Annotated in this window: 17 protein-coding genes and 3 pseudogenes; 10 read left to right on the forward strand and 10 right to left on the reverse strand. The window is 57.1% G+C overall.

Translation table 11 applies throughout. The features are described 5' to 3' along the window. Positions 1-45: 45 nt before the first annotated feature. From ANTHELSMS3_RS08325 to ANTHELSMS3_RS08340, 4 genes and pseudogenes are all read right to left on the reverse strand, one after another. Positions 46-1,341: an NADH:flavin oxidoreductase/NADH oxidase family protein gene (locus tag ANTHELSMS3_RS08325; RefSeq protein WP_254694885.1), complete on the reverse strand. Its 1,296-nt coding sequence runs from the start codon at positions 1,339-1,341 to the stop codon at positions 46-48. A 40-nt stretch (positions 1,342-1,381) separates the two neighbouring features. Beyond that, positions 1,382-2,189: pseudogene (locus ANTHELSMS3_RS08330) on the reverse strand (IS5 family transposase). A gap of 187 nt (positions 2,190-2,376) precedes the next feature. Beyond that, on the reverse strand, positions 2,377-2,772 hold the full coding sequence (locus ANTHELSMS3_RS08335; protein ID WP_094034464.1) for a CopD family protein: 396 nt from the start codon (positions 2,770-2,772) through the stop codon (positions 2,377-2,379). Beyond that, on the reverse strand, positions 2,772-3,056 hold the full coding sequence (locus tag ANTHELSMS3_RS08340) for a DUF3817 domain-containing protein (protein ID WP_094034465.1): 285 nt from the start codon (positions 3,054-3,056) through the stop codon (positions 2,772-2,774). The genes ANTHELSMS3_RS08335 and ANTHELSMS3_RS08340 overlap by 1 nt, the downstream gene beginning before the upstream one ends. Before the next feature lie 93 nt (positions 3,057-3,149). Between ANTHELSMS3_RS08340 and ANTHELSMS3_RS08345 the strand changes: the two genes are divergently transcribed. The 9 genes and pseudogenes from ANTHELSMS3_RS08345 to ANTHELSMS3_RS08385 all read left to right on the forward strand — a co-directional run. Further along, a complete protein-coding gene (locus ANTHELSMS3_RS08345; RefSeq protein ID WP_094034466.1) occupies positions 3,150-3,758 on the forward strand; it encodes a TetR/AcrR family transcriptional regulator in 609 nt (202 codons plus the stop codon). A gap of 576 nt (positions 3,759-4,334) precedes the next feature. Then, a complete protein-coding gene (locus tag ANTHELSMS3_RS08350) occupies positions 4,335-5,468 on the forward strand; it encodes an AAA family ATPase (protein WP_094034467.1) in 1,134 nt (377 codons plus the stop codon). Beyond that, positions 5,465-6,127 (forward strand): transposase, encoded by a 663-nt coding sequence (locus ANTHELSMS3_RS08355; protein WP_094034468.1) that lies wholly within the window; start codon positions 5,465-5,467, stop codon positions 6,125-6,127. The genes ANTHELSMS3_RS08350 and ANTHELSMS3_RS08355 overlap by 4 nt, the downstream gene beginning before the upstream one ends. Positions 6,128-6,609: 482 nt before the next feature. Then, entirely contained in the window at positions 6,610-7,293 is a 684-nt protein-coding gene (locus tag ANTHELSMS3_RS08360) for a hypothetical protein (RefSeq protein ID WP_094034469.1), read from the forward strand. Next, positions 7,293-9,488: a DDE-type integrase/transposase/recombinase gene (locus tag ANTHELSMS3_RS08365; protein ID WP_094034470.1), complete on the forward strand. Its 2,196-nt coding sequence runs from the start codon at positions 7,293-7,295 to the stop codon at positions 9,486-9,488. Before ANTHELSMS3_RS08360 ends, ANTHELSMS3_RS08365 begins: the two co-directional genes overlap by 1 nt. Positions 9,489-9,490: 2 nt before the next feature. Beyond that, positions 9,491-10,465, forward strand: a complete 975-nt coding sequence (locus ANTHELSMS3_RS08370; RefSeq protein WP_094034471.1) for a TniB family NTP-binding protein — start codon at positions 9,491-9,493, stop codon at positions 10,463-10,465. After that, the gene (locus ANTHELSMS3_RS08375) at positions 10,465-11,937 is read left to right on the forward strand and encodes a TniQ family protein (protein WP_198319909.1); all 1,473 of its coding nucleotides are present in this window, start codon (positions 10,465-10,467) and stop codon (positions 11,935-11,937) included. Before ANTHELSMS3_RS08370 ends, ANTHELSMS3_RS08375 begins: the two co-directional genes overlap by 1 nt. A gap of 395 nt (positions 11,938-12,332) precedes the next feature. After that, entirely contained in the window at positions 12,333-13,259 is a 927-nt protein-coding gene (locus ANTHELSMS3_RS08380; RefSeq protein WP_094034473.1) for an MYG1 family protein, read from the forward strand. A 453-nt stretch (positions 13,260-13,712) separates the two neighbouring features. Continuing rightward, positions 13,713-14,143, forward strand: a pseudogene (locus ANTHELSMS3_RS08385) (IS5 family transposase); the annotation flags it as partial. A 20-nt stretch (positions 14,144-14,163) separates the two neighbouring features. Here the strand turns inward: ANTHELSMS3_RS08385 and ANTHELSMS3_RS08390 are convergent. From ANTHELSMS3_RS08390 to ANTHELSMS3_RS08415, 6 genes and pseudogenes are all read right to left on the reverse strand, one after another. Further along, positions 14,164-15,307 (reverse strand): annotated as a pseudogene (locus ANTHELSMS3_RS08390) (IS3 family transposase). Positions 15,308-15,570: 263 nt separating this feature from the next. Then, on the reverse strand, positions 15,571-16,359 hold the full coding sequence (locus ANTHELSMS3_RS08395; RefSeq protein ID WP_094034474.1) for an aldolase: 789 nt from the start codon (positions 16,357-16,359) through the stop codon (positions 15,571-15,573). A gap of 15 nt (positions 16,360-16,374) precedes the next feature. Then, on the reverse strand, positions 16,375-17,064 hold the full coding sequence (locus ANTHELSMS3_RS08400; RefSeq protein WP_094034475.1) for a TetR/AcrR family transcriptional regulator: 690 nt from the start codon (positions 17,062-17,064) through the stop codon (positions 16,375-16,377). Between the two features lie 25 nt (positions 17,065-17,089). After that, the gene (locus ANTHELSMS3_RS08405) at positions 17,090-17,932 is read right to left on the reverse strand and encodes a sugar phosphate isomerase/epimerase family protein (RefSeq protein ID WP_094034476.1); all 843 of its coding nucleotides are present in this window, start codon (positions 17,930-17,932) and stop codon (positions 17,090-17,092) included. Beyond that, a complete protein-coding gene (locus tag ANTHELSMS3_RS08410; protein WP_198319910.1) occupies positions 17,932-19,677 on the reverse strand; it encodes a hydantoinase B/oxoprolinase family protein in 1,746 nt (581 codons plus the stop codon). The genes ANTHELSMS3_RS08405 and ANTHELSMS3_RS08410 overlap by 1 nt, the downstream gene beginning before the upstream one ends. Further along, complete coding sequence (locus ANTHELSMS3_RS08415; protein WP_094034477.1) at positions 19,674-21,755, reverse strand: hydantoinase/oxoprolinase family protein; 2,082 nt, start codon at positions 21,753-21,755, stop codon at positions 19,674-19,676. Before ANTHELSMS3_RS08415 ends, ANTHELSMS3_RS08410 begins: the two co-directional genes overlap by 4 nt. Positions 21,756-21,922: 167 nt before the next feature. Here ANTHELSMS3_RS08415 and ANTHELSMS3_RS08420 point away from each other — a divergent pair, with 167 nt between their 5' ends. Further along, positions 21,923-22,912 (forward strand): ABC transporter substrate-binding protein, encoded by a 990-nt coding sequence (locus tag ANTHELSMS3_RS08420; protein ID WP_094034478.1) that lies wholly within the window; start codon positions 21,923-21,925, stop codon positions 22,910-22,912. Positions 22,913-22,916 lie beyond the last annotated feature (4 nt).

Genomic DNA, 22,916 nt, shown 5'->3' on the forward strand with positions numbered 1-22,916 from the left:
GGCTATGTGCGGACGAAGCCCCAATTCGCTGCGGCTGCGCGAAAGTCAGCTATGCTTTGAATTCCATATACGCCGCCTCGTTTCGTCTCGGCTCTCGTAGGTCTCAATCACGCCTTCTAAATCGTCAGGCGAAAGCGCAGCATCCCCATTTGCATTCTGTGTGATCTGCATCGTGTACCACGCGGTCACACCGCCTTCTGGCGGGTTCTTAAAACGTGGAAACTGCGGCTCACCGCGCTGACCAGACAGCCAAAATGACGGAAGTTCCGGATCGACTACCAGCGCACGAGCCAACCCGATGAGATCGGCCTTGCCTTCGACAATGGCGTTTTCGGCCTGAGCGCGTGTTTTGAACCCGCCGGTGACCATCAAAGGTATCTTTGTTTTTTCGCGGGCGCGACCTGCGAATTCCAAGAAATAGGGGCCGGAGCCTGCTCGATCAGACGAGGATGCCGCACCGGGGAAGTATGTGCCGCCGCTGATGTCGATAAGGTCGATTGCCATTTGATCTACAGCGGCAATGACCTCAAGGGCCTCATCCTCAGCAAAACCGCCCTCGAGCTGATCCGTGGCGTTCAATTTGATACCGACCGGAAATTCAGGACCTACAGCTTTTCGCACTTCATTGATTACTTCGAGCAGCAGCCGCATTCGGTTTTGCAGAGAACCACCATAGGCATCTTCTCGTTTGTTGAACAAAGGTGACAGAAACTGACTGAGTAGAAATCCATGCGCCGCGTGTACCTGCACTCCTCCAAACCCAAGTTCCTTTGCAAGGCTGGCGGTGCGGGTAAATTCGGCGGGCAGCGCGCCTATCTCTTCCATAGTTAACGCGCCGCAAGTCAGGCCGGGTAGGTTCAGCGCGCTCGGTCCTTTTGGTGTGCTGATTGGGGCATCCGCCATTGCACCCGCGTGTCCAAGTTGGAGCCATAGCTGCGCGTTGTCGGTTGCACCTGCTTTTGCGAGGCGCTCAAACAAGCCGCTGTCTGATTGGTTATTCAAAATGAGATTGCCGGGCTTCTCAGCAAAGTAAGGTGTGCCTTGAGCCTCACCGATTATGGACAACGCAAGACCGCCCTCGGCCCACCGTTCGTAAAGCCTGATCTGATCATCAGTTGGATTGCCAGCGCCATCACCAAGAGAGTCAGACATCGCAGACTTGGCGATCCGGTTCTTTAACGTAGCCCCGCATGGCAGTGTCAGCGGTTGGGCGAGTGGCGAAGTTTGCATTTTGATATGAGGCCTCGTAATTCCGTTGTCGTGATACGTCAAAGCGGCCATTTGTGCAAAGCGCAGCATCAAGTAGTTTGGGCTCTTTGCCGACATTCTCTGCATTTGCATACCGAATCGACGCCAAACTGTAGGCTCCAGACTCATTGATTTACAGCCAGAACAAGACGGTTGCGGCGAGGGCTATTGCGGAAAGGAATACGGTCGGGGATCTGTCGTAGCGGGTAGCGACCCGACGCCAGTCCTTCAGGCGTCCGAACATGATCTCGATCCGGTTGCGTCTCTTGTATCTCCGCTTGTCCACTGCCCGGTAGTGCATTGCGCAGCAATGTCACGAGAGGGGTATTTGACAGGTTTGTCGCGCGACTTCCGTCCGGGGATGCAGGGCTTAATCCCTTTTTCTATCAAAGCCTCACGGAACCAGTCGGCATCATATCCTCGATCTCCCAGTAGCCAGTCAGCCGATGGCAGGCTGCTCACCAGCGCCCTGGCGCCGGTGTAGTCACTGACCTGGCCCGCCGTCATGAAGAACCGGATCGGACGCCCTGCAGCGTCGGTGACGGCATGCAACTTCGTGTTCATGCCACCTTTCGTGCGCCCGATCAGCCTTCCACGCCCCCCTTTTTCAACCGCAGGCTGGAGGCCGTGCGATGCGCCTTGAGGTAGGTCGCGTCGATCATGATCGTCTTCCGATCCGCAGCCACCGCACTCTCCGCAGCCAACCCCACCATGATACGGGCAAACACCCCCATGTCGCTCCACCGCTTCCAACGGTTGTAGAGCGTCTTGGGAGGGCCATATTCCGTCGGCGCATCGCTCCAGCGCAAGCCATTGCGGTTGATGAAGATAATCCCGCTCAATACCCGTCTGTCATCGACACGGGGCTTACCATGGCTCTTCGGAAAGAAGGGCCGAAGCCGTGCCATCTGCTCGTCACTCAGCCAGAAAAGATTGCTCATTACGCCCCCTGAAGTTCAGGAGCTTGAATCAGTCTGCTGTCGGGGCCGCAACCAAATCAATGGGTCCAGAGCCTAGGCGAGCGCCAGCTGTGCGGACTTTGCTGTCGTTGCGTTTCCTCATTTGAATGTCTGCTCTTTTTCTCTTTCGAAAAAGAGGGCTTAGGCCCAACCTGGCAACGCGATGCAATCATGGTTTGATCGTCACAAGAAGGACGATCAGCGACAATAGGGCCAGCCCGACAAACAGGAACAGGCCGCCCGTGGGCCTTACATCCCGGCCGTTGTCCTGAACCGCGCGGCGCAGTTTTCCGACCAGAGCACCGTGCAATCCCGAGAGGCCGAGCACGAGCACAATCTTCATCCCCAACCATGCTGATGTAAACCAGCCGCCCTGAACCCCAAGCGATATGCCGAAAAGAAAGACGAGGATCATCGCAGGAGTCGACACCGCCCTGTCATAGGCCCGCAACGGTTTCACATGGATCAAGGCTGGATATCGCAGGGCAAGAGCGACGGCGGCCATCCCGCCGAGCCAAACGAAAAGTGCAATCAGATGTGCGGCTTTAGTGAGGTCGTAGAGCATTACTTTTGTTCCATTTTTCGGCGCAACCAGCGCTCATTCACAAAGCCGCCGAACGGGATCATCGCACCGACAAAAAGACGCGCGGCCCCTGTCCAGCCGATCAGACCTTCCGCCCAGGATCGGATCACGAACCAGAGGAAAATCATGAAGGCCAATCCGTGGAGTGGCCCCATGACAGAAACGAGTTGCGACACACCGGCAAAGTATTTCAGTGGCATCGCCACGCAAAACAGGGCGAGGAGCGTCAGAGCCTCGAAAATAGCGGCACGCATAAGGCCAATCATGAAGGATCCTCCGAATCTCTCTGTGTAAACGTATGTTTACTTTGCGGCGAGACTCGATCTGTGTAAACAGTTGTTCACACGGAGACGATATCAATGAAAAAAACCAGCATCGTAAAAGACCGCGCAGCGACCGAGGCCCGCATTCTCAACGCGGCCCGGGCCGTGTTTGCCCGACGCGGATACGATGCAGCTGGATTGCGCGAGATTGCGGAAGCGGCCCAAGCGAACCTATCGCTGATCAGCCGGTATTTCGGCGGCAAAGAGGGGTTGCTGACTGCGTTGACAGATCAGTTTGTTGCGAGCCGCCGAGAGGGGAAGTTATCCTATCCGCCGCAGGATACCTTGGAAGACGAGATATACAGTTACCTGCACGAAAAGCTACGCGACGATCTGAAAGACGAGGACATCGTGCGGCTGATCGTCAGTCGCGCCGCCATCGATGCCGAGTTTCGAGAAAAGGGGCGCGTGCATTCAGATGGTCTCGCGGATGAAAATTTTCGCATCCGTGTCGGACGGTTACAGGATAACGGCAAAGTTTCACCAGATATTAATATCGACTTGTTGTTCGCTGGGGTTATGCATGTGTCTTTTTCGGTGAATTTCTTCGGCGCGATAGTTGCGGGGCGTCCAGACACAGAAATTGATGCGCTCTTCCATGGGTTCGCTGCGGCGTTGGCACAGGGGTTTCCGGTTCGGCATTAAAGGGCGCGTTTGGCGCATGTCGCGGCAAGAGCTACCGCGCAGGCAGGGGGGGAATGTCGGCTTTGCACTATGAGAACCAATAATCGCGCACTTGCAGCGAAGGTCTGCAAACCGCCCTCCCTGTCGCTCCACGCTTGATGGGAGACCCGATTCTCCGAATCCCCAAGCGCGTTTCCATTTTTACGCATCCATTATTGGCGAAATAATCGAATTCGCACTGACTATTGCTACAAAAATAGAAAAAAACTATTTCTGAAACACACCTAATATGGCGTATTTCCGGCCTCTGATCTCGCCTGAGGAAAGTCGCCAAATGCCATTTTAACCTTGCACAGCTGGCTGAGCCGGACAAGGGCATTTGGGAAAAATCAAGCTGTTTTCCCCTGTTATTATTGATCTTTCCCGCCGCCGAAAACCCACGCTGTTGACGCTTCCAACGGAAACAGGAATGTCTTTAGTCGCCGAGTTTGAGAGCGATAACCAATTCAACCCGGCGCAAATTAAAATTGAAACGTTCCGAAATGGCTGGAGAGCTCTGCTTTCCCGTGCGGCGGAGCTATGCCGAAAGGACCCTGTATGGCCCAGATCCAATTTATTCATGCCCGGTTTAGCAAACGAGCCGGAACCAAGGCCGAGCTTGTCCGGCACCTCCAAGGCCATTTGCTTAAGCTTCGTACGAAACGCTTAACGGACAGCAAGACTTCTTCAGTCACGACAGACGTTATAGGCGTCGCGGCGTCATCGCACGAAGATCATTTGGTTCGGAATGCCAGCCGCCAAGTACAGGCCGAACTAACGTATTATGATCTATCGCGGATAGAGCGTCGGGCGACGCGTTTACATAACGCGCGGTCGATTTCTAACGGCCTCAATCACCTGGGGCCAGAGGATTTAAAGCAACTGGAAAGGTTGAAAAACGGTGTGCGTCTGGCGCAAATCCAATCCGAACATCGTGCGGATGAGGTGGCGGCAGATCTTCATGCCGATTTTCCCTGGCTCGCCGCCGCAACCGAAGTGGTTTGGCACTCCATGCGGCGTTCAGTCCGAGAGGGTTGGCCCGGGCTACGTTTGCAGCCAATGCTGCTCGATGGCCCGCCTGGCATCGGAAAATCGGTTTGGGCACGGAGGTTGGGTGAGGTGCTCGACACGCCGTCGATGATTATTGAAGCAACCAATGAGAACGCCAGTTTTGGTATTGTCGGTTCACAGCGCGGTTGGTCAAATGCCGCTCCGGGGCGCGTGCTGGGAACCATTTTCACAAGCCAGGTTGGAAACCCGATTGTCATCGTTGACGAGGTGGACAAGGCGGGATCCGCAACCTCAAGTAAGGGGCGCAGCTTTGATCTCGCCGCCGCGCTTCTTCCGCTGCTGGAGCCAGCCACTGCCCGGCATTGGAGTTGTCCGTACTACGAGGTCGGGTTTGATATGAGCTGGATCGGTTGGGTGCTGACGTCCAACAATTTTCGGGATTTGCCAACACCGTTGCTTAGCCGGTGTCCGCCGATCCGCCTGTCCGCGCTGTCGCTGGAAGACCTGGTTGGTTTTGCCCTACGCGAAAGTCATCGGCGCGGTCTGTCACAGGCGTCGAGCGAAGCAATTCAGGAAACGCTGTTGCGGTTGTCGCCCCAAACGGAACGCCTGAGCCTGCGGACGGTGATCCGCATGATCGAGCACGCCGAGCGGCTGGAAGCTGAGCAGGTGAGACAATGAGCAACTACGTGTCACCATCAGTGTCAGGCACTGGCGCACGAACCCTTCACATCTCCCTGCACGCATGGTTTCGTGCGGCAACGGGGGAACGGCAGATGCCGAGAAAAATTTGGGCGACATCCAATATAGATTGGAAAAAAGAATACGCTTACTGGGGGTGGTTGCGTGCTCAGCTGCCTGACGAAGGTGTCGATAAGGCGTTCCCAGATGAAGCATCTTGTTTGTCCCGGCTGATTGAGGTGCGCTGGAAGGGTGAGATTGCATGCCCCCAATGCGCCGCCGAAAATCCCTTCAATGTATCTGCACGAGAGCTATGGCAATGCCGTCAATGTGACCATCAGTTTTCGGCGACATCAGGCACTCTGCTCGACAACAGCAAACTGCCGCTGAAAACATGGTTTGTAGCAGCTGAACATATAATCCAGAACTCCCCCCATTTTTCCAAACATAAGATGCCGCCAATTGCAGAATTCCAAAAAAGGGTGGGAACGCACAGAAACACGGCGGGACGTCTGCGAAGAAAAATTTATGATGAGCTTCGAAACAACGGAAACCAGGGTTTCCTCGGTCAATTGGTCCTGACCAATCAATTGAATCCGCCTGAAGACATTGATTTCGGCTCACCTGATTTCTACGCGTGGCAAAAAAATTCACCTTAATATCCCAGTGATTGTTGGGGTTATGAAAGTTAGGTGCATGCGGTACCCAGCTTTGAATCTGTGTGACTATAGGATTTTTGTTCGCATCGTTTACTTTGTGTTCAAGCGATGAAAAACGCGACCATCGGAAAAGAAGCCCGATAGCAGCGTCACAACGAAAAATCGTGAAATCAAGGCGCTAGCCTAACTGCAAACAATACTTGGAGCCGTTTTGCGCGGCCTGGGTCAGAGAACGCTGAATCCTGTTGGGCAGCGAATGGAGAAGCTATGTCTGAAGATAGGAAAGTGCAAAAATTCTGGTGTTGTTCGTCAAATTGCTGCCGAAGTGATCCAAATATATCTCGCGGGGGTAACTCGAAAGTTGACCCGCACACGGCTTTCGATACCCGGCGTTTCAAAGCCCACGCACCGGAGACTCACTCGGTGACTGAGACCAGCCTCGCTATGCAACAGGTAGGCAGCATCACAGGGGGCAGTTTCGCATGAGTGAAGCAATAAAACACCTCAGGAAGACGCCGGCAAAAAGCCGGGCCGTGCGCAAGATCCCGCGGTCCTCGAAAGGACATTTTGTTGGAGAGTTGGTCTACAACAATATCAATGGGCAACCGCAACGCCTTGGGTTCGCGAGCTTAACTGAATTTCGTGCTGCGTTGTGCCTGCTCTATCGGAACGACTTTGCCGACATTGAAGAACAACTCGCGGCACTCCCATTTAACCACCCGAAGGGTGCACCGAGCGTGCATCACTTCGATTTTCGGTTCACCACGAAGGGCGGCCAGCGGATTTGTATTTCCGTGAAGCCAGAGCGGATTGCCCAGACCCATGTCTATCAGGTGACAATTGGTGCTGTGAAGAAAGCAGCGATCGGCAACATTTGCGACGCTGTTGCAACTGTGACCGAGCGCAACATCAGTCCGGTCGAGTTGCACAATGCCGAACTTTACCACGCTGCACGCAAGCCTGAGCCCGTGATTGATGCCTTGGTGGTTGAGGGGTTGGCACGGCTCGAGGCGCCGGTCTCAATTAATCGGTTTCTCGAAGACATCGGGCTTTCCGGTCGGGGCTTTTTCAGCGTTGCCCGAGCAATACGCTACGGGCATGCGCGCCTTTTCACGCCTGAAAAGATCCGGGGAAAGACCCTGATTGAACGTGGTGAGGCCGCGTAATGGCGGCTCCGTTCAAGAAAAAGAACAAGGTCCTGCTTGAGAAGGATTGCGATTTCTCGATCGGCGTTCGGCAAGGGCGTGTCCTTGAGTTGCGCCCCGAGGGATACTTGGTGTTTTGGGAAGAGTGGACCGATCCGGACTCTGGCGCATGCCATGAGAGCACTGCTGGCGTCATTTCTTTCGATGCGATCGTCACCGAGAACAATTACGGCACCCTTAAAATTCTTCGTCGCCCCTTGGCCAAACCGTTTGACCGCAAGCAGATCCGTCGCATCGAACGGTTGCCTCTCGAAGTCGCGCGCCAGCGTTTCAAGAAGCAATATGTCCTGGCGATCCAGGATATGATCGATGCCGGGGAGCTTCGGCCGATCCGCGACGATTTTTGCGACAAGATCATCGACATCGTCGCAAGAGGAAAAAATCGGTACGACAGGTACCTTGCTGCACTTGTGATTCAAGAGAAAAAGCGGGGCGGAGCAAAGGCGCAGAGAACAAAGAAGGAGATCGAGAAGTCGGTTGAGTTCCACCAGGGATTCAGATGCGGCCAAACCATGTGGAAGTGGTACTGGCAATGGCGTGTCGACGGCGACAGCGGCCTCTTTGACAAATACAGAAACTGCGGAAAATACAATCGTTACGACGATGCGACCGATGCATTCATCGTAGGTGTCCTGAATACCCTTTGGGACCAGGAGCGTCCGACCGTCAAATCTTTCGTTGAGAGTGTTCAGGCTGCACTGGGCGCCGAGAATGAACGGCGTGAGCGTTTGCCCGTTCCGGCCGCTAAAATGAAGGTGGTTGGGTATAATTACATTCTGACGTTGATCAAGGAGCACGCTCCGCTCGATCACAAGATCCGTAAGGATGGGTGGGACAAGGCCTACAAAGACCTGCACACGTTGGGAGTGGGGACTGAAACCTCCCGTGCATTGCAACGCGTGGAGATTGACGAATACACGGTTGATCTCTTCGTGCTCATGCAAAGCACGGGTTTGTTCGATCACCTGCCACAGTCCATCAAGGACATTTTGGGGTTGGACGGACGGGCGCGGCGGATCACACTGTCTGCCGCAATTGATGTTCACACCCGCTGCTTCCTTGCGCTGCAGATCGTGCCCGAGGGCATCGAAAGCCCCCTGCGCCATACCGTGGAAATGATCTACACTGACAAAAATCCCATTGCCGACGCCGCCGGTGCCAAATTCGGTTGGCCAATGGCGGGGGCGCCTGAAACTATCGTTCTCGATCGTGGTTCCGCCTATGTCACTGATGACGCCTATGACGTTCTGGCCAGTCTAGGCATCACAAACCTCGGGGCACCCGCCGGCAAGCCCTGGCTGAAGCCTTTCATCGAGCGCGTTTTCAGGACGATCCACAGTGATCTTCTGCTGCGTTTTTCAGGACGGGCATTCAGCAACGTGGTGGAGCGCGGCGAGAATGATCCCGCAGCGCGCGCTACGCTGACTTTGGAAGCTTTTCTTATCTGGCTCGTGCGATGGACGGTCGATGCCTACCACACCAAGTTTCACAGTGGTTTGGGCATGTCGCCGAACCAAGCGTGGAAAAAGGCGACCAAGGAATGTGAACCGCGGTCCCTCAGCAGTGATGAAATGCGCGAGGCGTTCGGGATCCGGGGGCGGCGGAAGCTCAACCAGAGCGGCCTTCGCGTGTGCCACATCGACTACCAGTCTGACGCTTGCATGAAGACGTTTCTCGATTCCGGTGCTGAGTATTTCGATTTCCTGCGATGGGATGGCGATATCGGTACCATCAGCGTTCGCTGTAATGATGGGCCTTGGACCACCGTGCCAGCTGCGGATGAGCAGTGGATTGGCAAGAACGATATGGACCTGCGCGTTTGGCTCCAGGAGCGGGCCGAGGAAGACACGGACGAATTCCGCGCGCGCCGTGATTTCATCAACGACGCAAACAGGGAGTCTGTTCGCCTGAAGCAGCTCAAGGGATTGCTTTCTCTGCCCAAGACGCCCGCCGAACTAGAAAAAGATGTCGAGCGTTTCATGCGGCACGCCGACACCGCAGAGCGGCGTCATAGCGCAGGCCCCCATCGCGACCTCTTGGCTGACCTCGTCGATGAGACAAGCGACGTGCCTTCGCAGGGCACCCCGGAAAATGCTGCCGACTACGCTGCCAATGGTAGCGATCACAATGATTTTGACGATGATTCAATGGAGTGACCATGAAAAACATGACTGCCAGTACCCCCGTTACCATTTCCGAAAAACTCAAATGGCTCAAGCATCGATATTGGAAATTTGGTGACGAAGAAAACTTCGATGACTACCTTATGGACCTGTTTGAGGTGGATGACGAAGGGCACCGAACAGCAGAGCCGCGGTTCGACCCGCTGACGCGTGAGACTAAGGGGCTTATGTTCCTTGGAGCGTCTGACAACGGCAAGACGGCGTTTCTGATGCGTGCTCTGCGAGTGGACCCGGTCCTGAGGGAATTCAATATCGATCAGGGAGGAAATACGCTCTACATCACCGTCCCGCCGGAGGCTTCCATTAAGAACCTCGCGGAAATCATCCTCAAGAAAACGGGCTATACCAAGGTCCATGCCAAGCTTCGTGCTGCCGATGCGTGGGAACTCGCACGACATCGGTTTGGCGTGGTCGGTATCAAGGCTTTGGTGATCGATGAATGCCATCACATTTTCCGCCCAGGGGCGGGGCGTGATATTCCTGCCGCCATTCAGGCACTGAAACACATTATGCAGTCTGAGCATCGCGTGGCGCTGATCATTGCCGGTGTACCTAGTTTGAAGGATGCGATCTTGTCAGAGGTTTCCGGTGAAACCGCGCGCCGTTTTATCGAGTTTTCCATGGCCAGAATTCGCCCGGGGTCTAGGGGAGCTGCGACTTTTGGCAGGAACTTCGTGAAATCTGCCAATTTCCTTGGTCTCCAGGTTGCGGAAGAAGATGCACTCCCCGATCGCATTCTTTTCGCCGAGCATGGTCAGGTCGGAGCAAGCGTTGGGTTGGGTAAGGAAATCCTGCGCGCTGCGATCAGCCGACGGCGTGACGCAATCACTCTTGACGCCGCAGAGCGCGTTTACCGGAAATCGAATGCGGGCCTCGATATGACGCCGTTTGATAGCGCGGAATGGGATGTAGTGAAATCTGAACTGACCTCTATCGGATGGGGGCAGTGATGACCCTTTGGCCTCGCCTTCCTTTTCATGCCGATGAAACTCTGCTGTCCTACGCAGACCGGCTGTCTATTCTGCACACCGGCCGGGGCATGGAACGCCTTGTCAGGGATCTCGGGATCAACACCGAGCATTTCACGGCCGGGCGCGGAGAAGCGGTGCTGGCGTTTGCCGAGGCTGTCGGGCTGCCGGTCAATGACGCTGAGAGGGCTTCAGTCCGCGTATTCCAGCGTGGGGCATCTTTCCGCAGAGAGGCGATCTCGAAGACCTTCCTGAGCCCGCGTGCGGCCCGCTACTGCCCGTCTTGCCTTGAAGAGGACGGAAACCATGCTGATCGCCAGTTTCGTCTGATCTGGGGCTTCCGTCATGTTGCCCGCTGTGATCGGCATTCGACGTGGCTCTTGGCAGCCGCGCGCAAGGATGAAATCAACCTTCGCCTTGCTCTCGGTGGCGAACGGCTCGGATCACCGCGTGCGGCCACGCCGGAACCTCCGGAATACCTTGCGTGGCTACGGGCCCGCCTTTCCGGCGGTGCCTGCCTCGGGAGCTCTTGGATGAGGGGGCAAACCTTGGAGCAAGTGCTGGCCGCCTCTGAAATGCTGCGTGGCATTCTCCAGCACGGTCATAAGGTGGCCCTGACGAAGCTCTCCCCGGAGCAGGTCGAAGAGGCGACAGACATCGGGTTTTCCATCTACTCCGAAGGTCCGGAGGCAATCGAAGAAGCGCTGGATACCATCCGTGTAACATCGCCCGCCACTGCGGTTCAGGCCGGTCCTTTGGCCTATTACGGCAAGCTCTTTGATTGGTTGGACCGTCGTAGCAATGCCATCGATCCGGGCCCGATCCGTGACATCCTACGTGACCATATCGTGAAGCACTCAGCCATTGAGCCCGGGACTAGGGTACTGGGCGTAGAAATCACCGAGCGACGGTTTCACACCCTGTACAGCCTGTCGACCGCAGTAGGTATCGAGCGTCCGCGTCTGTCGCGCCTCCTCAAAAAGCTGGGTCGGATTCCGTCAAGCGCAACTGAAGTCGAAACAGGCAACATGGTGTTTGAGGTCGACAAAACGGTTCCTCTGATCGAAGCGTTCAAGACTGCGATCCCGCTCCACGACGTTCCTGAATATTTGGGGGCGAGCCAGCGGCAGGTGGAAATTCTTTATCGCGTTGGGGTGCTTCAGCCTCTGGTTCCGCGTGCCGAGCGTGGAGCTGTACGCAACGTGGTGTTTGGCCGGTCGCATCTTGATGATTTCTTGAAACGCATTTCCGATCTGCCCGCCTTGGATGACGCCGCTGTAGGAGATTACCATCCGATTTCCTATGCCTGTCAGCGAGGTGCCGGGCGTTTCGAGGACATTTTCGGCGACATATTGGAGGGGCAGACCTTGGCGTTTCGCCATTCAGAAAAATCCGGAGTCTCTGCCATTTATGTTGATGTCAGATCCTTGGTCTCGATCAGAAAATCCGCCTGAAACCTTTTGAAATCTTGGTCCACCAAGCCCGCTTCGGCGGGCTTTTTTGTTTCCGTGTCCAGTGGTTCGCGGGAACTTCGTCCGATTTTCGTGGGTTCTTTGCTCCCACTGTGAAGTCGCGGGAAATAAGGCATTGATTTCGTTTGTATTCTCGAACTCATTCGAGATACCTTTGCCTAAATTTACAGACGCTGTAAATCGGGTTAAAGTTGTCTCGGAATCGGGTTAAAGATCCCGCGAAGATGATCTGATATCTATATGTTGCGGTCCGTCTTGGTTGCGCCACATGATGTGGATTGCCTCGGAATTCCGCGCATCCCCACATTCACATCGACCTGACGGGCGGCCTTTTTGGTCGCCCAAATCAATTTAAATCCGGCTGGAGCCTGCATCTGATGACCATCACCCACCTTGTCACCCATTCTGGTGGCTTCCACGCCGACGAGGTTTTGTCCTCGGTCATCCTGACACGGCTATTCCCAAAGGCCGAGCTGGTTCGTACGCGGGACAAGGCGTGGATCACACCTTCGGCGGACAGGATCATTTATGACGTTGGCGGCGATTTCGATGCTGCAGCGCAGATATTTGATCACCACCAGCGGCCCAATCCGCTGCGCGAAGATGGCCAGCCCTATAGCTCGTTCGGACTGATCTGGGCGCAATATGGCCGCGACTATTTACGTGCGATGGACGTGCCCGAGAAAGATGTCGAGGCAATTCATGACTCCTTCGATCGCGGCTTCGTTCTGCCGGTTGATTTGGTTGATAATGGTGCCGTGAACACATCCGAGGCCGGGCCGCTGTTTTCGGGCATGACACTGCCGGTCCTGCTTGAAAGCCTGAAGACCGTGTTTGATGATCGCGAAGAAGGTGCCGATGATCGCGCCTTCATGGCTGCTCTGCCGGTAGCGCGCGCATTTGTTGAGGCGCAGATCAAACGCAAAGCCGCAAAGTTTCGGGCCGAGACCATGGTGATGACGGCCATTGAGGCCGCAGGCGAAGGCCGGGTTCTAGAGCTGCCGATGGGCATGCCGTTTCGTGCTTGCGTCGAAAAGGCAGGCGCCGATCACCTGCTGTTCGTCATCCACCCGCGCGACGAGGACTGGGCGCTGACCACAATCCGCGTTGGCGATGATACCTTCGACAACCGCGCTGATTTACCTGCCACATGGGCAGGGCTGACGGATGCGGAACTTGAAACCGCGAGCGGTGTGACAGGAGCGAAATTCTGCCACAACGGCCGCTTCATCGCTGTCGCCGCATCGCGTGAGGCAATCCTAAAAATGACAGAAATTGCGGTGACAGAAGCCTTGGCTGAGTAGGCCGCAGGGGTGGCACCTGCAGCCGACTCGAAGTGACTATTTCAGAAACTGAGCTTGGCTGGCCATGAGCTGCGGAGTCGGCGGATTGCGGAAGTTCGCGGTGGGTGCACACGGACTATAAGGCTTACGCGAAACTGGAGGTTAGAATTCAAACGGCAAAGCCATTTTCCCTCGCGAAAGCGTTCTCCCGATTCAGCTGTGGTCAGATTTTCCCTTTGTTTTCAAGAGCTATGCGGGAGGGGCTCTTTACTCGCACGGATACCAGGAGGGCCCTAAGCGTTCTCTGCCGACAGATATTTGCCGGACTTGTTGCCTGCACACTTTTAGTGATATTCACATAGGGCATTGAAAGTAATAAGGAAATATAGCGATTAGAAAAGTTCTCGATCTTAGGCTGTGTTGCCAAAAGGGATTCACAGTGTGGCCCTGACGTGATTCAAGCTGGTATCTGCTATGGAGACCAGCTTGGCACGAGACCTGATGGCGGACGGCGAATGGGCGTTCTTTGAGCATTTCATCCTTGCTGCACGTGCCCCGAACGGACGTAAGCCAACCAATCATCGCATTGTTCTGGATGGGATTTTCTGGATCGCCCGGACCGGATCGCCGTGGCGGGACCTGCCGGAAGAATTCGGCAAATGGCCGAGCGTCTACAGGCAATTCCGACGTTGGACACTTTCAGGCCTGTGAGAGGACATTCTCGAGGGCCTGAACCATTGTGGAGCGGTGCCGGACGCCCTCCAAATGGTCGACAGCACCGTAATCCGCGCTCACCATTAGGCAGCGGGCGCTGAAGGGGGACTCCGCGACCGGGTTTTGGCCGCTCAAGAGGTGGGGGCACGACCAAAATCCACCTCCGCGTCAACGCGGCAGGACTGCCAATGTCTGAGGTGCCGCTAGTTTCCTAGACGCCTGCCTCGTTCATTTTCCGTTGTTTGATTTCATAGTCAACCGGCGACAGCATGCGGTTGTTGGTGTGCTTGCGGTTCGGGTTGTAGAACATCTCGATGTAGTCGAACACATCCTGCCTTGCAGCGTCACGTGTGAGGTATGTCCGCCGCCTGATGTGCTCCCGTTTCAACAACTGGAAGAAGCTCTCGGCCACAGCATTATCATGGCAATTCCCACGTCTGCTCATACTGGCTTCCAGATTGTGTTTGCCAAGGAACGATTGCCACTCCCCGCTTGTAAACTGGGAACCTTGGTCGGAGTGGATCATGACCTTTTGCTTTAGTTTGCGCCGCCAAACTGCAGCCAACAACACCTGCAAAGCCAAGTCAGTTGTCATCCGAGATTGCATTGACCATCCGACGACCCGCTTGGAGAACAGATCAATCACGACGGCCAGACAAGACCAACCTTCGTGCGTTCTGATGTATGTGATGTCTGTTACCCAGGTCCGATCTGGCGCGTCGACCTCGAATTGTCGATCCAGTGTGTTGTCCGCAACCACAGCAGGCTTGCCACCATATCGACCAGGGCGACGCTTGTAGCCGATCTGTGCGGCAATTGCCTGCGATACTGGCCAGACGTGCCACACGGCTCTCTGAACACGTCTCACCAGCATCAGGCAGATCGTCTTTCAGTTTGCGGTAGCCGTAGACCTTGCCGCTGTCAGCCCAAGCCTGTTGGATCAGTTCTGTTTGACGCACATCCTCAAGCGCACGCTGACTTAACGGTTCTTTAAGCCATGCGTAAAACCCGCTGAAATGCACCATCAGCACCCGGCACATCGATCGCACCGAAAACTCCGCGCGATGTCTCTCAATAAACGCGTACCTCACTGAGATTCTCGCGCGAAGTACGCGGTCGCCCTTTTTAAGATTATGCGTTCCTCGGTTGCCCGGGCCAGCTCACACTTCAATCGCTTGATCCGCCACCTCTGATCAAACGTTTGGTGGCTTCGCAAACTGTGCCTTCCAAGTGTACAGCGACTTGGTGCTGATCCCCAACCGCTCGGCAACCTCGCTGACCGCGTAACCACGCTCTACAACCTGCGTAACAGCGTCCTGCTTGAACTCGTCCGTAAACCGTATTCCCTTGTTCATAACCGTCTCTCCTTGGTTCCAAAATTACCAAGCAAACCGTCGACAAATCTAGGGGCACTTCACGGTGTGAGTGCGCGTGGAGAGCATTCGTCCCTGATAGTCCTTTCGTCATGTGCTGATGAACGATTGGGATACTCATGCAGCTAGTGGCATAAACGCCGTCCCAAAATCGAAAAGAGCAGTTCAGGCACGGGACACTTGGGCACCGCGTCCGTTTGGATACTGCACGAGGCTCAGGTGGTGCGAGGATGCCCTCGCCATGCTCATGAGCGGAAATTGGATTCCTCTTGGTCCAGAATCCGCATATTGCTGGCCAAATGCAGCCGGGCGGATTCCGCGTCTTCTTCGCGCATCTGGCGGGCAGTGGCCTCGGCGATCTCGGTCGATACAGGCACGATCCGGCGCCCGGTGGACAGGGCGAGGCATTGAACCTCGCAAGCGCGTTCGAGGTAGTAGAGATCATCCCACGCCTCGGCCGCCGATCCGGCCAGCACCATCACCCCGTGATGTTTCATGAAGACAATGTCAGCCTCGCCCACGGCGGCGGCAATCCGGTCACCTTCGCGTTCGTCCAGTGCAAGACCGTTGTAATTCTCGTCGACCACGGTCCGGCCATAAAATTTCAGCGCGGTTTGCCCGGCAAAGACCAATGGGTCGCCCTCGGTCATAGTCAGGGCGGTGGCATAGGGCATGTGGGTGTGAAATGCCGCCCGTGCGCGCGGCAGCGCCTTATGCAGGCGGGCGTGAATGTAGAAGGCCGTCGCTTCAGGCGTCCCGCTACCGGCGACCACGTTGCCGTCAAAATCGCAAATCAGCAGGTCAGAGGCCGTCAGTTCGCAAAAGGCCTTGCCATAGGGATTGACGAGAAACAGGTCGTCATAGCCCGGTACCATCAGCGAAAAGTGATTGCAGATGCCTTCCTGCATCCCCAGACGGGCGGCAAAGCGAAAACAGGCGGCCAACTCTACACGAGCCTGCCAGACTTCGTCTCCATCAAGTTCGGGGCGGTTCGGTCGGTCTACGGTGTCGGATGTGCCGAGTGCGTGTGCCATTTGTCTGGTCTCCGTTCAATCGGGTTCGTGCGAGGGCGGGGTGATGCCCCGTGTCAGGAAGGACAGGATCATGTCCGTGATATGCGCCTTGCGGCTTGCGATGCTATCTGGGGCCGCCAGTTCGCGGTCAAAGATCATCGACAGGGTGTACTGGTTGGACAGGTAGAAATACCCAAGTCCGGAAATCGAAATATAGAGTTCCACCGGGTCCACATCGGTGCGGAAGACAGCTGCCTCTTCGCCCGCCTTCAAGATTGAGCGGATGGTATCCGACAGGCGGTCATACATCGCCCGGATCGCCGGGGACTTGGCAATGTGCTTGCCACGGTAAAGGTTTTCCGTGTTCAGCATGGAAATGATATCAGGTTCGTCGATGAAGACCTGAAAGGTGTCTTCGCAAAGGCGCTTCATCGCCTCGACAGGGTCAAGGCCGCTCAGCGGGATGTCGCCCTGTCGCCGACGGAGCGTTTCATAGATCCGCTCCAACACTCGGATGTAAAGCTCTTCCTTGCTGCGGAAGTGGTGATACAGAAGGTTCTTGGAGATTTTCGCCCGCGCGATAATCGCATCAACGCGGGCACCGTCATAACCCTTGCGGGCGAACTCGGCTTGAGCCGCCTTGAGAATGCGCTCCTGCGTGCGAATGGCATCTCGGATACGGGTCTTTGGCGCATCCGGCGCGGGGGTAGAGCGGGCTTTGGACAAAAGGGAACCTCGTCAATAACAGGCGTCAGGCCAGAGCGGGGGGCGGTCGTGTGGCCACAAACGGTGCGCAGCGGTGCACCGCCACCCGCACCGTTTCATCCCCGTCCCGCGTCCACCAGTCCAGCTTCGAGAAGATCTCGATCTCGAACGGCCCATCGTAGCCGATCTCGTCCAATATGCCACGGTAGTGGGCGATGTCGATGACACCGTCCCCCACCATGCCACGGTCCTGATAAACGTCACGGGTCGGAGCCAGCCAGTCGCAGAGGTGAAAGGTCAGGATCTTGTCGGGGCCTGCCTTGCGCAGCCCCTCCTCGAATTCTGGATCCCACCAGCAATGATAAACGTCGGCCACGATACCGCTGCCCTCTCCCAGCCGCTCGCAGAGGTCAAGGCATTGGGCGAAGGTCGACAGGCAAGAGCGGTCGGCGGCATACATCGGGTGCAACGGCTCCAGCCCCAGCGCCACGCCAGCGGCGCGTGCATGAGGCAGGAGTTCTTCTAGGGCATCACTCACCCGCGCGCGGGCGGCGCGCAGGTCCTTTTCGCCAGTGGCAAGGCTGCCGGGCACCACGACCAGGGTTTTGGCCCCCAGGTCTGCGGCGAGGTCGAGCCTGCGCCGGTTCTCATCCAGTGCAGCGGCAAAAGCTGCCTTGTCGGTCAGGTTCACCCAGGCACTGGTGCAGAGGCAGGGCACAAACAGCCCTGCGTCGCGGATCAATTTCGCGGCGCTGGCACCGTGCGCGTCCGCGTATTCAGTCCAGACGCCGATTCCGCGCACTCCCGCGCGGGCATAGCCGTCGACCGCCTGCCCGAGGGTCCAGTTCTTGGTGGTGATCTGGTTGATGGCAAAGCGCGAGAGGTCCATCACGCCACCTGCGCACGGCGCAGCGCCTCTGTTTCAACCATGTCCAGCGTATTGCCGTTCACCGCTACGCCGAACTCTTTGCGGGCGAAGCCAACAGTGATCTTACCGTCCAGCACGTCCTCCAGAACCGCCTCCGGCGTACGATCAAACGGGTTGCCATAGCCGCCGCCGCCCGCCTGTTCGTGCCGAAGCAGGGCGCCGCGTGTGATCTCCCGCGTGACCTTGCTGTTCAAAAGCTCGAAATCCTCTGCCGCGCCGCTCTGCGCGAACAGGTTGAGCGACGGGGCGCCCGGCGCGCCCCCAAACAGACCATAAGGCCGGGTCTGGTAGCGGTCGGTGCGCAACTGCATCACCGCCTCGTCCGCCAGCAGTCGGTAAGAACGGATCACGCTAAGGCCGCCGCGCTGTTTGCCCGCGCCACAGCTGTCGGGGCGCAGCCCGTATTCCTCAATGCGGATCGGATAGGTCGCCTCCATGATCTCTACCGGCATGTTGGACATATTCTGGCAAGGGTTGGTGACGCCATCGACGCCGTCCAGCGTCGCACGCCCCCCAAGCGCGCCGTTGATCATGTCGACAAGGATAAACGGTTCGCGCGTCTGCTTGTCATAGCCGCCAAGGCAAACGACAGAGTTGCCCCCTTCGCCGGCTGCGGCCACACGGCCGGGCACGATGCCTGCCAAGGCCCCCAGTACCGTGTCCGCGACACGGTAGCCGGTCAAAGCGCGCGCCGCGACAGGGGCGGGGAATTCGGGGTTCAGCAGAGTGCCTTTGGGTGCGCTGACGTCGATACAACGATAGATGCCCGCGTTGTTCGGAACGTCGTTGTCCAGCACGCAACGTATGCCGAGATAGGTGGCGGACTTGACGAAAGAGAGGGTCGAGTTGATCGCCCCACGCACCTGCGGCGCGCTGCCGGTGAAGTCGACGGTCAGATGATCGCCTTTGACCGTGATGGTGACCTTGATCGGGATGGGTGTTTCGTCAAAGCCGTCCCCGTCGATATAGTCGGTAAAGGTATAATCGCCGTCCGGCCATTCGGCGAATGCCTTGCGGGTCAATCGTTCGCCATAGTCTAGGAACTCCTCGAGGAATTCCTCCAGCATGTCGGCGCCGTACTTGTCGACCAGCCGCAATAGTTCACGTTCGCCAAGTGCACAGGTAGCCAACTGCGCTTCGAGGTCGCCGACAACCAGCGCAGGTAGCCTGACGTTGGTGCGGATCATTGCGAACAGCGTGTCATTGCGGACCCCTTTGCTGAACAACTTCAGCGGCGGGATGCGCAGACCTTCCTGAAAGATCTCGGTCGAGTCCGAAGCGTTGGAACCGGGCACCCGTCCGCCCATGTCGCAATGGTGGCAGATCACCACGGAAAAGCCGACATGACGGTCACCAGAAAAGATCGGCTTGAACATAAAGATGTCGGGCAGGTGCATGCCGCCATCATAGGGGTCGTTGAAAATGATCACGTCGCCCGGATGCAGATCGTCGCCATAGTGCTTCATCAGGGAATCGACGGCGTCGGGCACTGCGCCAAGGTGCAGCGCGACGGTCTTGGCCTGCGCCAGAATGCGTCCCTGCGCGTCGCACATGGTGGTGGAGTAATCCAGTACGTCACGCACAATGGGTGAGCGCGCGGTGCGCATGACGGTATAGGCCATGTCGTCAACGATGCTTTCCAGCGCGCTTTTCAAAACGGCAAAGGTGACGGGGTCGATGCTGGCGGTCATGGTTGCGTCCTTCATGCGTCGGCGTCCATTTCGATCAGGATGTTGAGATAGGGGTCGCGGGTACAACTTGCGTCTGGCGGGATGACAACGGTGCTGTCGGTGCCTTCAAGGATCGCCGGGCCCTGAAGGGTTGCAGGCGCGCCGAAACGGCTAAAGCAGGGCGTGTCGTGCCAGCCGTGCTCTTCGCCGAAATAGACTCGGCGCGTCGTGGCCGGGGTCTCTGCCTCTGGATCACGCGGCAGGCGGAAGTCCAGCTTGCCGGGGCGCTCGCCGCGCCCGGTGACGCGCAGGCTGACCATTTCGACCTGATCGGTCGGCGTGTAGCTGTAAATGGTGCGGTAGGCGTCAAGATAACGCGCGCGGATTGCTTCGGCGTCGACTGGATCACCAAGCGCCACGGAAAGCGACAGTTCCTGCCCGCGAAAGCGCAGGTCGATCTCTGCCGAAAGCGCGATGGCCTCGGCAGGTATACCCTCTGCGAGAACGGCTGCGTGCGCCTCTGTCTTGAGCTTTTCAACACGGGCGAGGGCGGCACTAGGGTCGATGTCTTCCAGCATCCCCGGGAAGGGCGCGATGAAGTAACGCTCTACATCCCCCGCAAGCATTCCCATGGCAGTGAAAACGCCGGGGGACGCCGGAACGAGGATGCGTTTCATCGACAACAGCCGCGCGATATCTGCGGCATGAACGGGGCCGGAACCGCCGATGGCCACAAGATCGAAATCGCGCGGATCAACGCCGCGCTCTACCGTGACTGCGCGGATGGCGCGGGCCATGTTGGCGTTGACCACGGCACGCACGCCCCACGCCGCCTGTTCTGCTGATAGCCCAAACGGCTTTGCGAGGTCGCGGGCAATCACTTCGGTCGCGCGCGCAACGTCCAGTGTCCGCGACCCGCCCGCCAGTTGCTGCGGCAAGTAACCCAGAATGAGGTTCGCATCTGTTACAGTCGGACGATCACCGCCAATGCCGTAGCAGACTGGCCCCGGCTCTGCGCCTGCAGAAATCGGCCCAACCTTCATCAGGCCACCTTCGTCCACATGAGCGATTGATCCCGCACCGCTGCCAACCTCGGCCACGTCCACTGCCGGAACGCTCATCATGTAGCCGCCTGCCTTGATGAAGCGGCTGGGCGTCGAGATCCCGGCGCGGAATTCGTACTCTGAGACGCGGCTCAATTGACCGTCAGCCACAAGAGAGGCAGAGGCCGTGGTGCCGCCCATGTCGAACACCACCAGGTTCGCGGTGTCCAGCGCGGCTCCCAATCGCCCGCCACCCGCCGCACCCGCCGCGCGGCCGGAGGAGATGAAGAACACTGGCTTTTCCCGTGCGGTGGCGGAAGACGCCAGCGCCCCGTTGGAATTGCAGACCATCAGTGGCGCATCGATTCCCAGCGCGCGTAAACCATCCTCCAGCCGGGTCAGGTAGCTTTTCAATGCCGGACGAACATAGGCATTCACGACGGCGGTGCTGGTGCGTTCGTATTCCTTGGCCTCAGGCAGAACCGAGACGGAGGTGGTGATCTCAAGATCCGGAAACGCCTTTTCCAATGCCGCGCCCGCCTGAACCTCATGCTCTGGGTTGCGGTAAGAGTTGAGGAAGCAGACCGCGAGAGAGGTCAGCCCCTCATCGACCAGTTCCTGCGCAACGGACAGCAATTCGTCGATGTCCAATTTGGTCAGGATCGTGCCATCAGCGGCGATCCTTTCCGATACTTCGCGGCGATATCGACGGCGCACCAGTGGCTCTGGTTTTTCCCACTGTAGGTTGAACATGTCGGGGGTGCGCAGGCGTCCGATCTCCAGCACGTCGCGGAATCCTTTGGTCGTGATCAGCCCGGTCCGCGCACCAAGTTTCTGCAGCAGCGTGTTCGATCCGACAGTGGTTCCGTGGACAATTTCGCCAATGCTTGAGGCGTCAATCTCGGCGTCTTCCATGATCGCGGCAACGCCGGCCAGAACCGCCTGTTCTGGTGCAGGCGGTGTCGAGGATACTTTGCGATGATACAGCTTTCCGCCCGTACCCGTCAGCACCAGATCGGTAAAGGTTCCGCCGATATCAACACCGATTCGCGCCAGTGATTCTTTGGTCATGTAACCGCCTTCCCTGCAACTATTGGACTGATTGGTTAGTTAATGAACTTGGTGCGGTCAAGGTAAATAGCGTTGTTTGGCTGATGCAAAATTGGTCAAAAATAAAACTTGCTATAATTATTGGACTAGTTAGTCTCGAATCAAATCATGCAGCAGGGAGTCTAAAAATGATCCGTAAAAACCATGGATATGTTCGCGCCGCCGTGTCAGCGCTGGCCTTGACGATTGGGTTCGCCACCACGGCGGGTGCGCAGGAGCAATTGACCGTCCGGCTCGATTTCTCACCCTGGGGCGTGCATGCTGGAATGCATTTGGCGCAACAGCGCGGCTGGTTCGAAGAGGCCGGATTGAATGTCGAAGTGCAAGATGGACGTGGATCGGGCAACACACTGCAACTGGTAAACGCCGGGCAGGTTGATGTTGGGCAGGTGCAATTGGGCCTGCTGGCGGCGGCGCGTGAAGAGGGGGCGAAAGTAACCTCCTTTGCCGGTTTTCAGCGCAAAACAGATCTTTGCATTCTTGTCGACAAGGACTCCGAGACAACTGAGATTGCAGACCTCAAAGGTAAGTCGCTCGTGGTTTTTGCTGCCAGCCCTTGGGCGAGTTTTGTCAACGATTTCATCGCCGCAGGCGGGCTGGAGGAAGGTGACGTCGAGATCCTCTTTGTTGACCCAGCCGCGCTTTGGGGCACCTACACCGCGGGACGGGCCGATGGGTTGATGTCGACCATCGGGTCCGCCATCCCGGTCGCCGAGGCGTCGCGCCCGTCAAAGTGCCTGATGCTCGACCTTGCCGAACTTTACTTCCCCAGCTACGGCCTTATCGCGTCTGAAGACGTGATCGCAGAGCGCAGCGATGAGCTGGCAAAGCTGGTCGAAGTCCAGCAGCGTGCCTGGGCCGAGATCAAAGAGAACCCACAGGCTGGGGTCGATGCGATCCTTGCCATGCGACAGGACGCCAAGCTGAACCCTGAAGTTCTGCGCGAGCAGATCCAGCTGACCGTCGACTATTTCGATACGCCCGCTACGGAAGGCAAGCCGATTGGCTGGCAGTCCGAAGAAGACTGGGCGCAGGCGCTGGCAGGGATGGAAAAGATCGGCCTGATTGCGTCTGGCTGGACAGCAACCGATTACTTCACCAGTGACCTTGTCGAGTGAGGCA

The sequence above is a fragment of the Antarctobacter heliothermus genome, assembly GCF_002237555.1.
In the GTDB taxonomy this organism is placed as follows: domain Bacteria; phylum Pseudomonadota; class Alphaproteobacteria; order Rhodobacterales; family Rhodobacteraceae; genus Antarctobacter; species Antarctobacter heliothermus_B.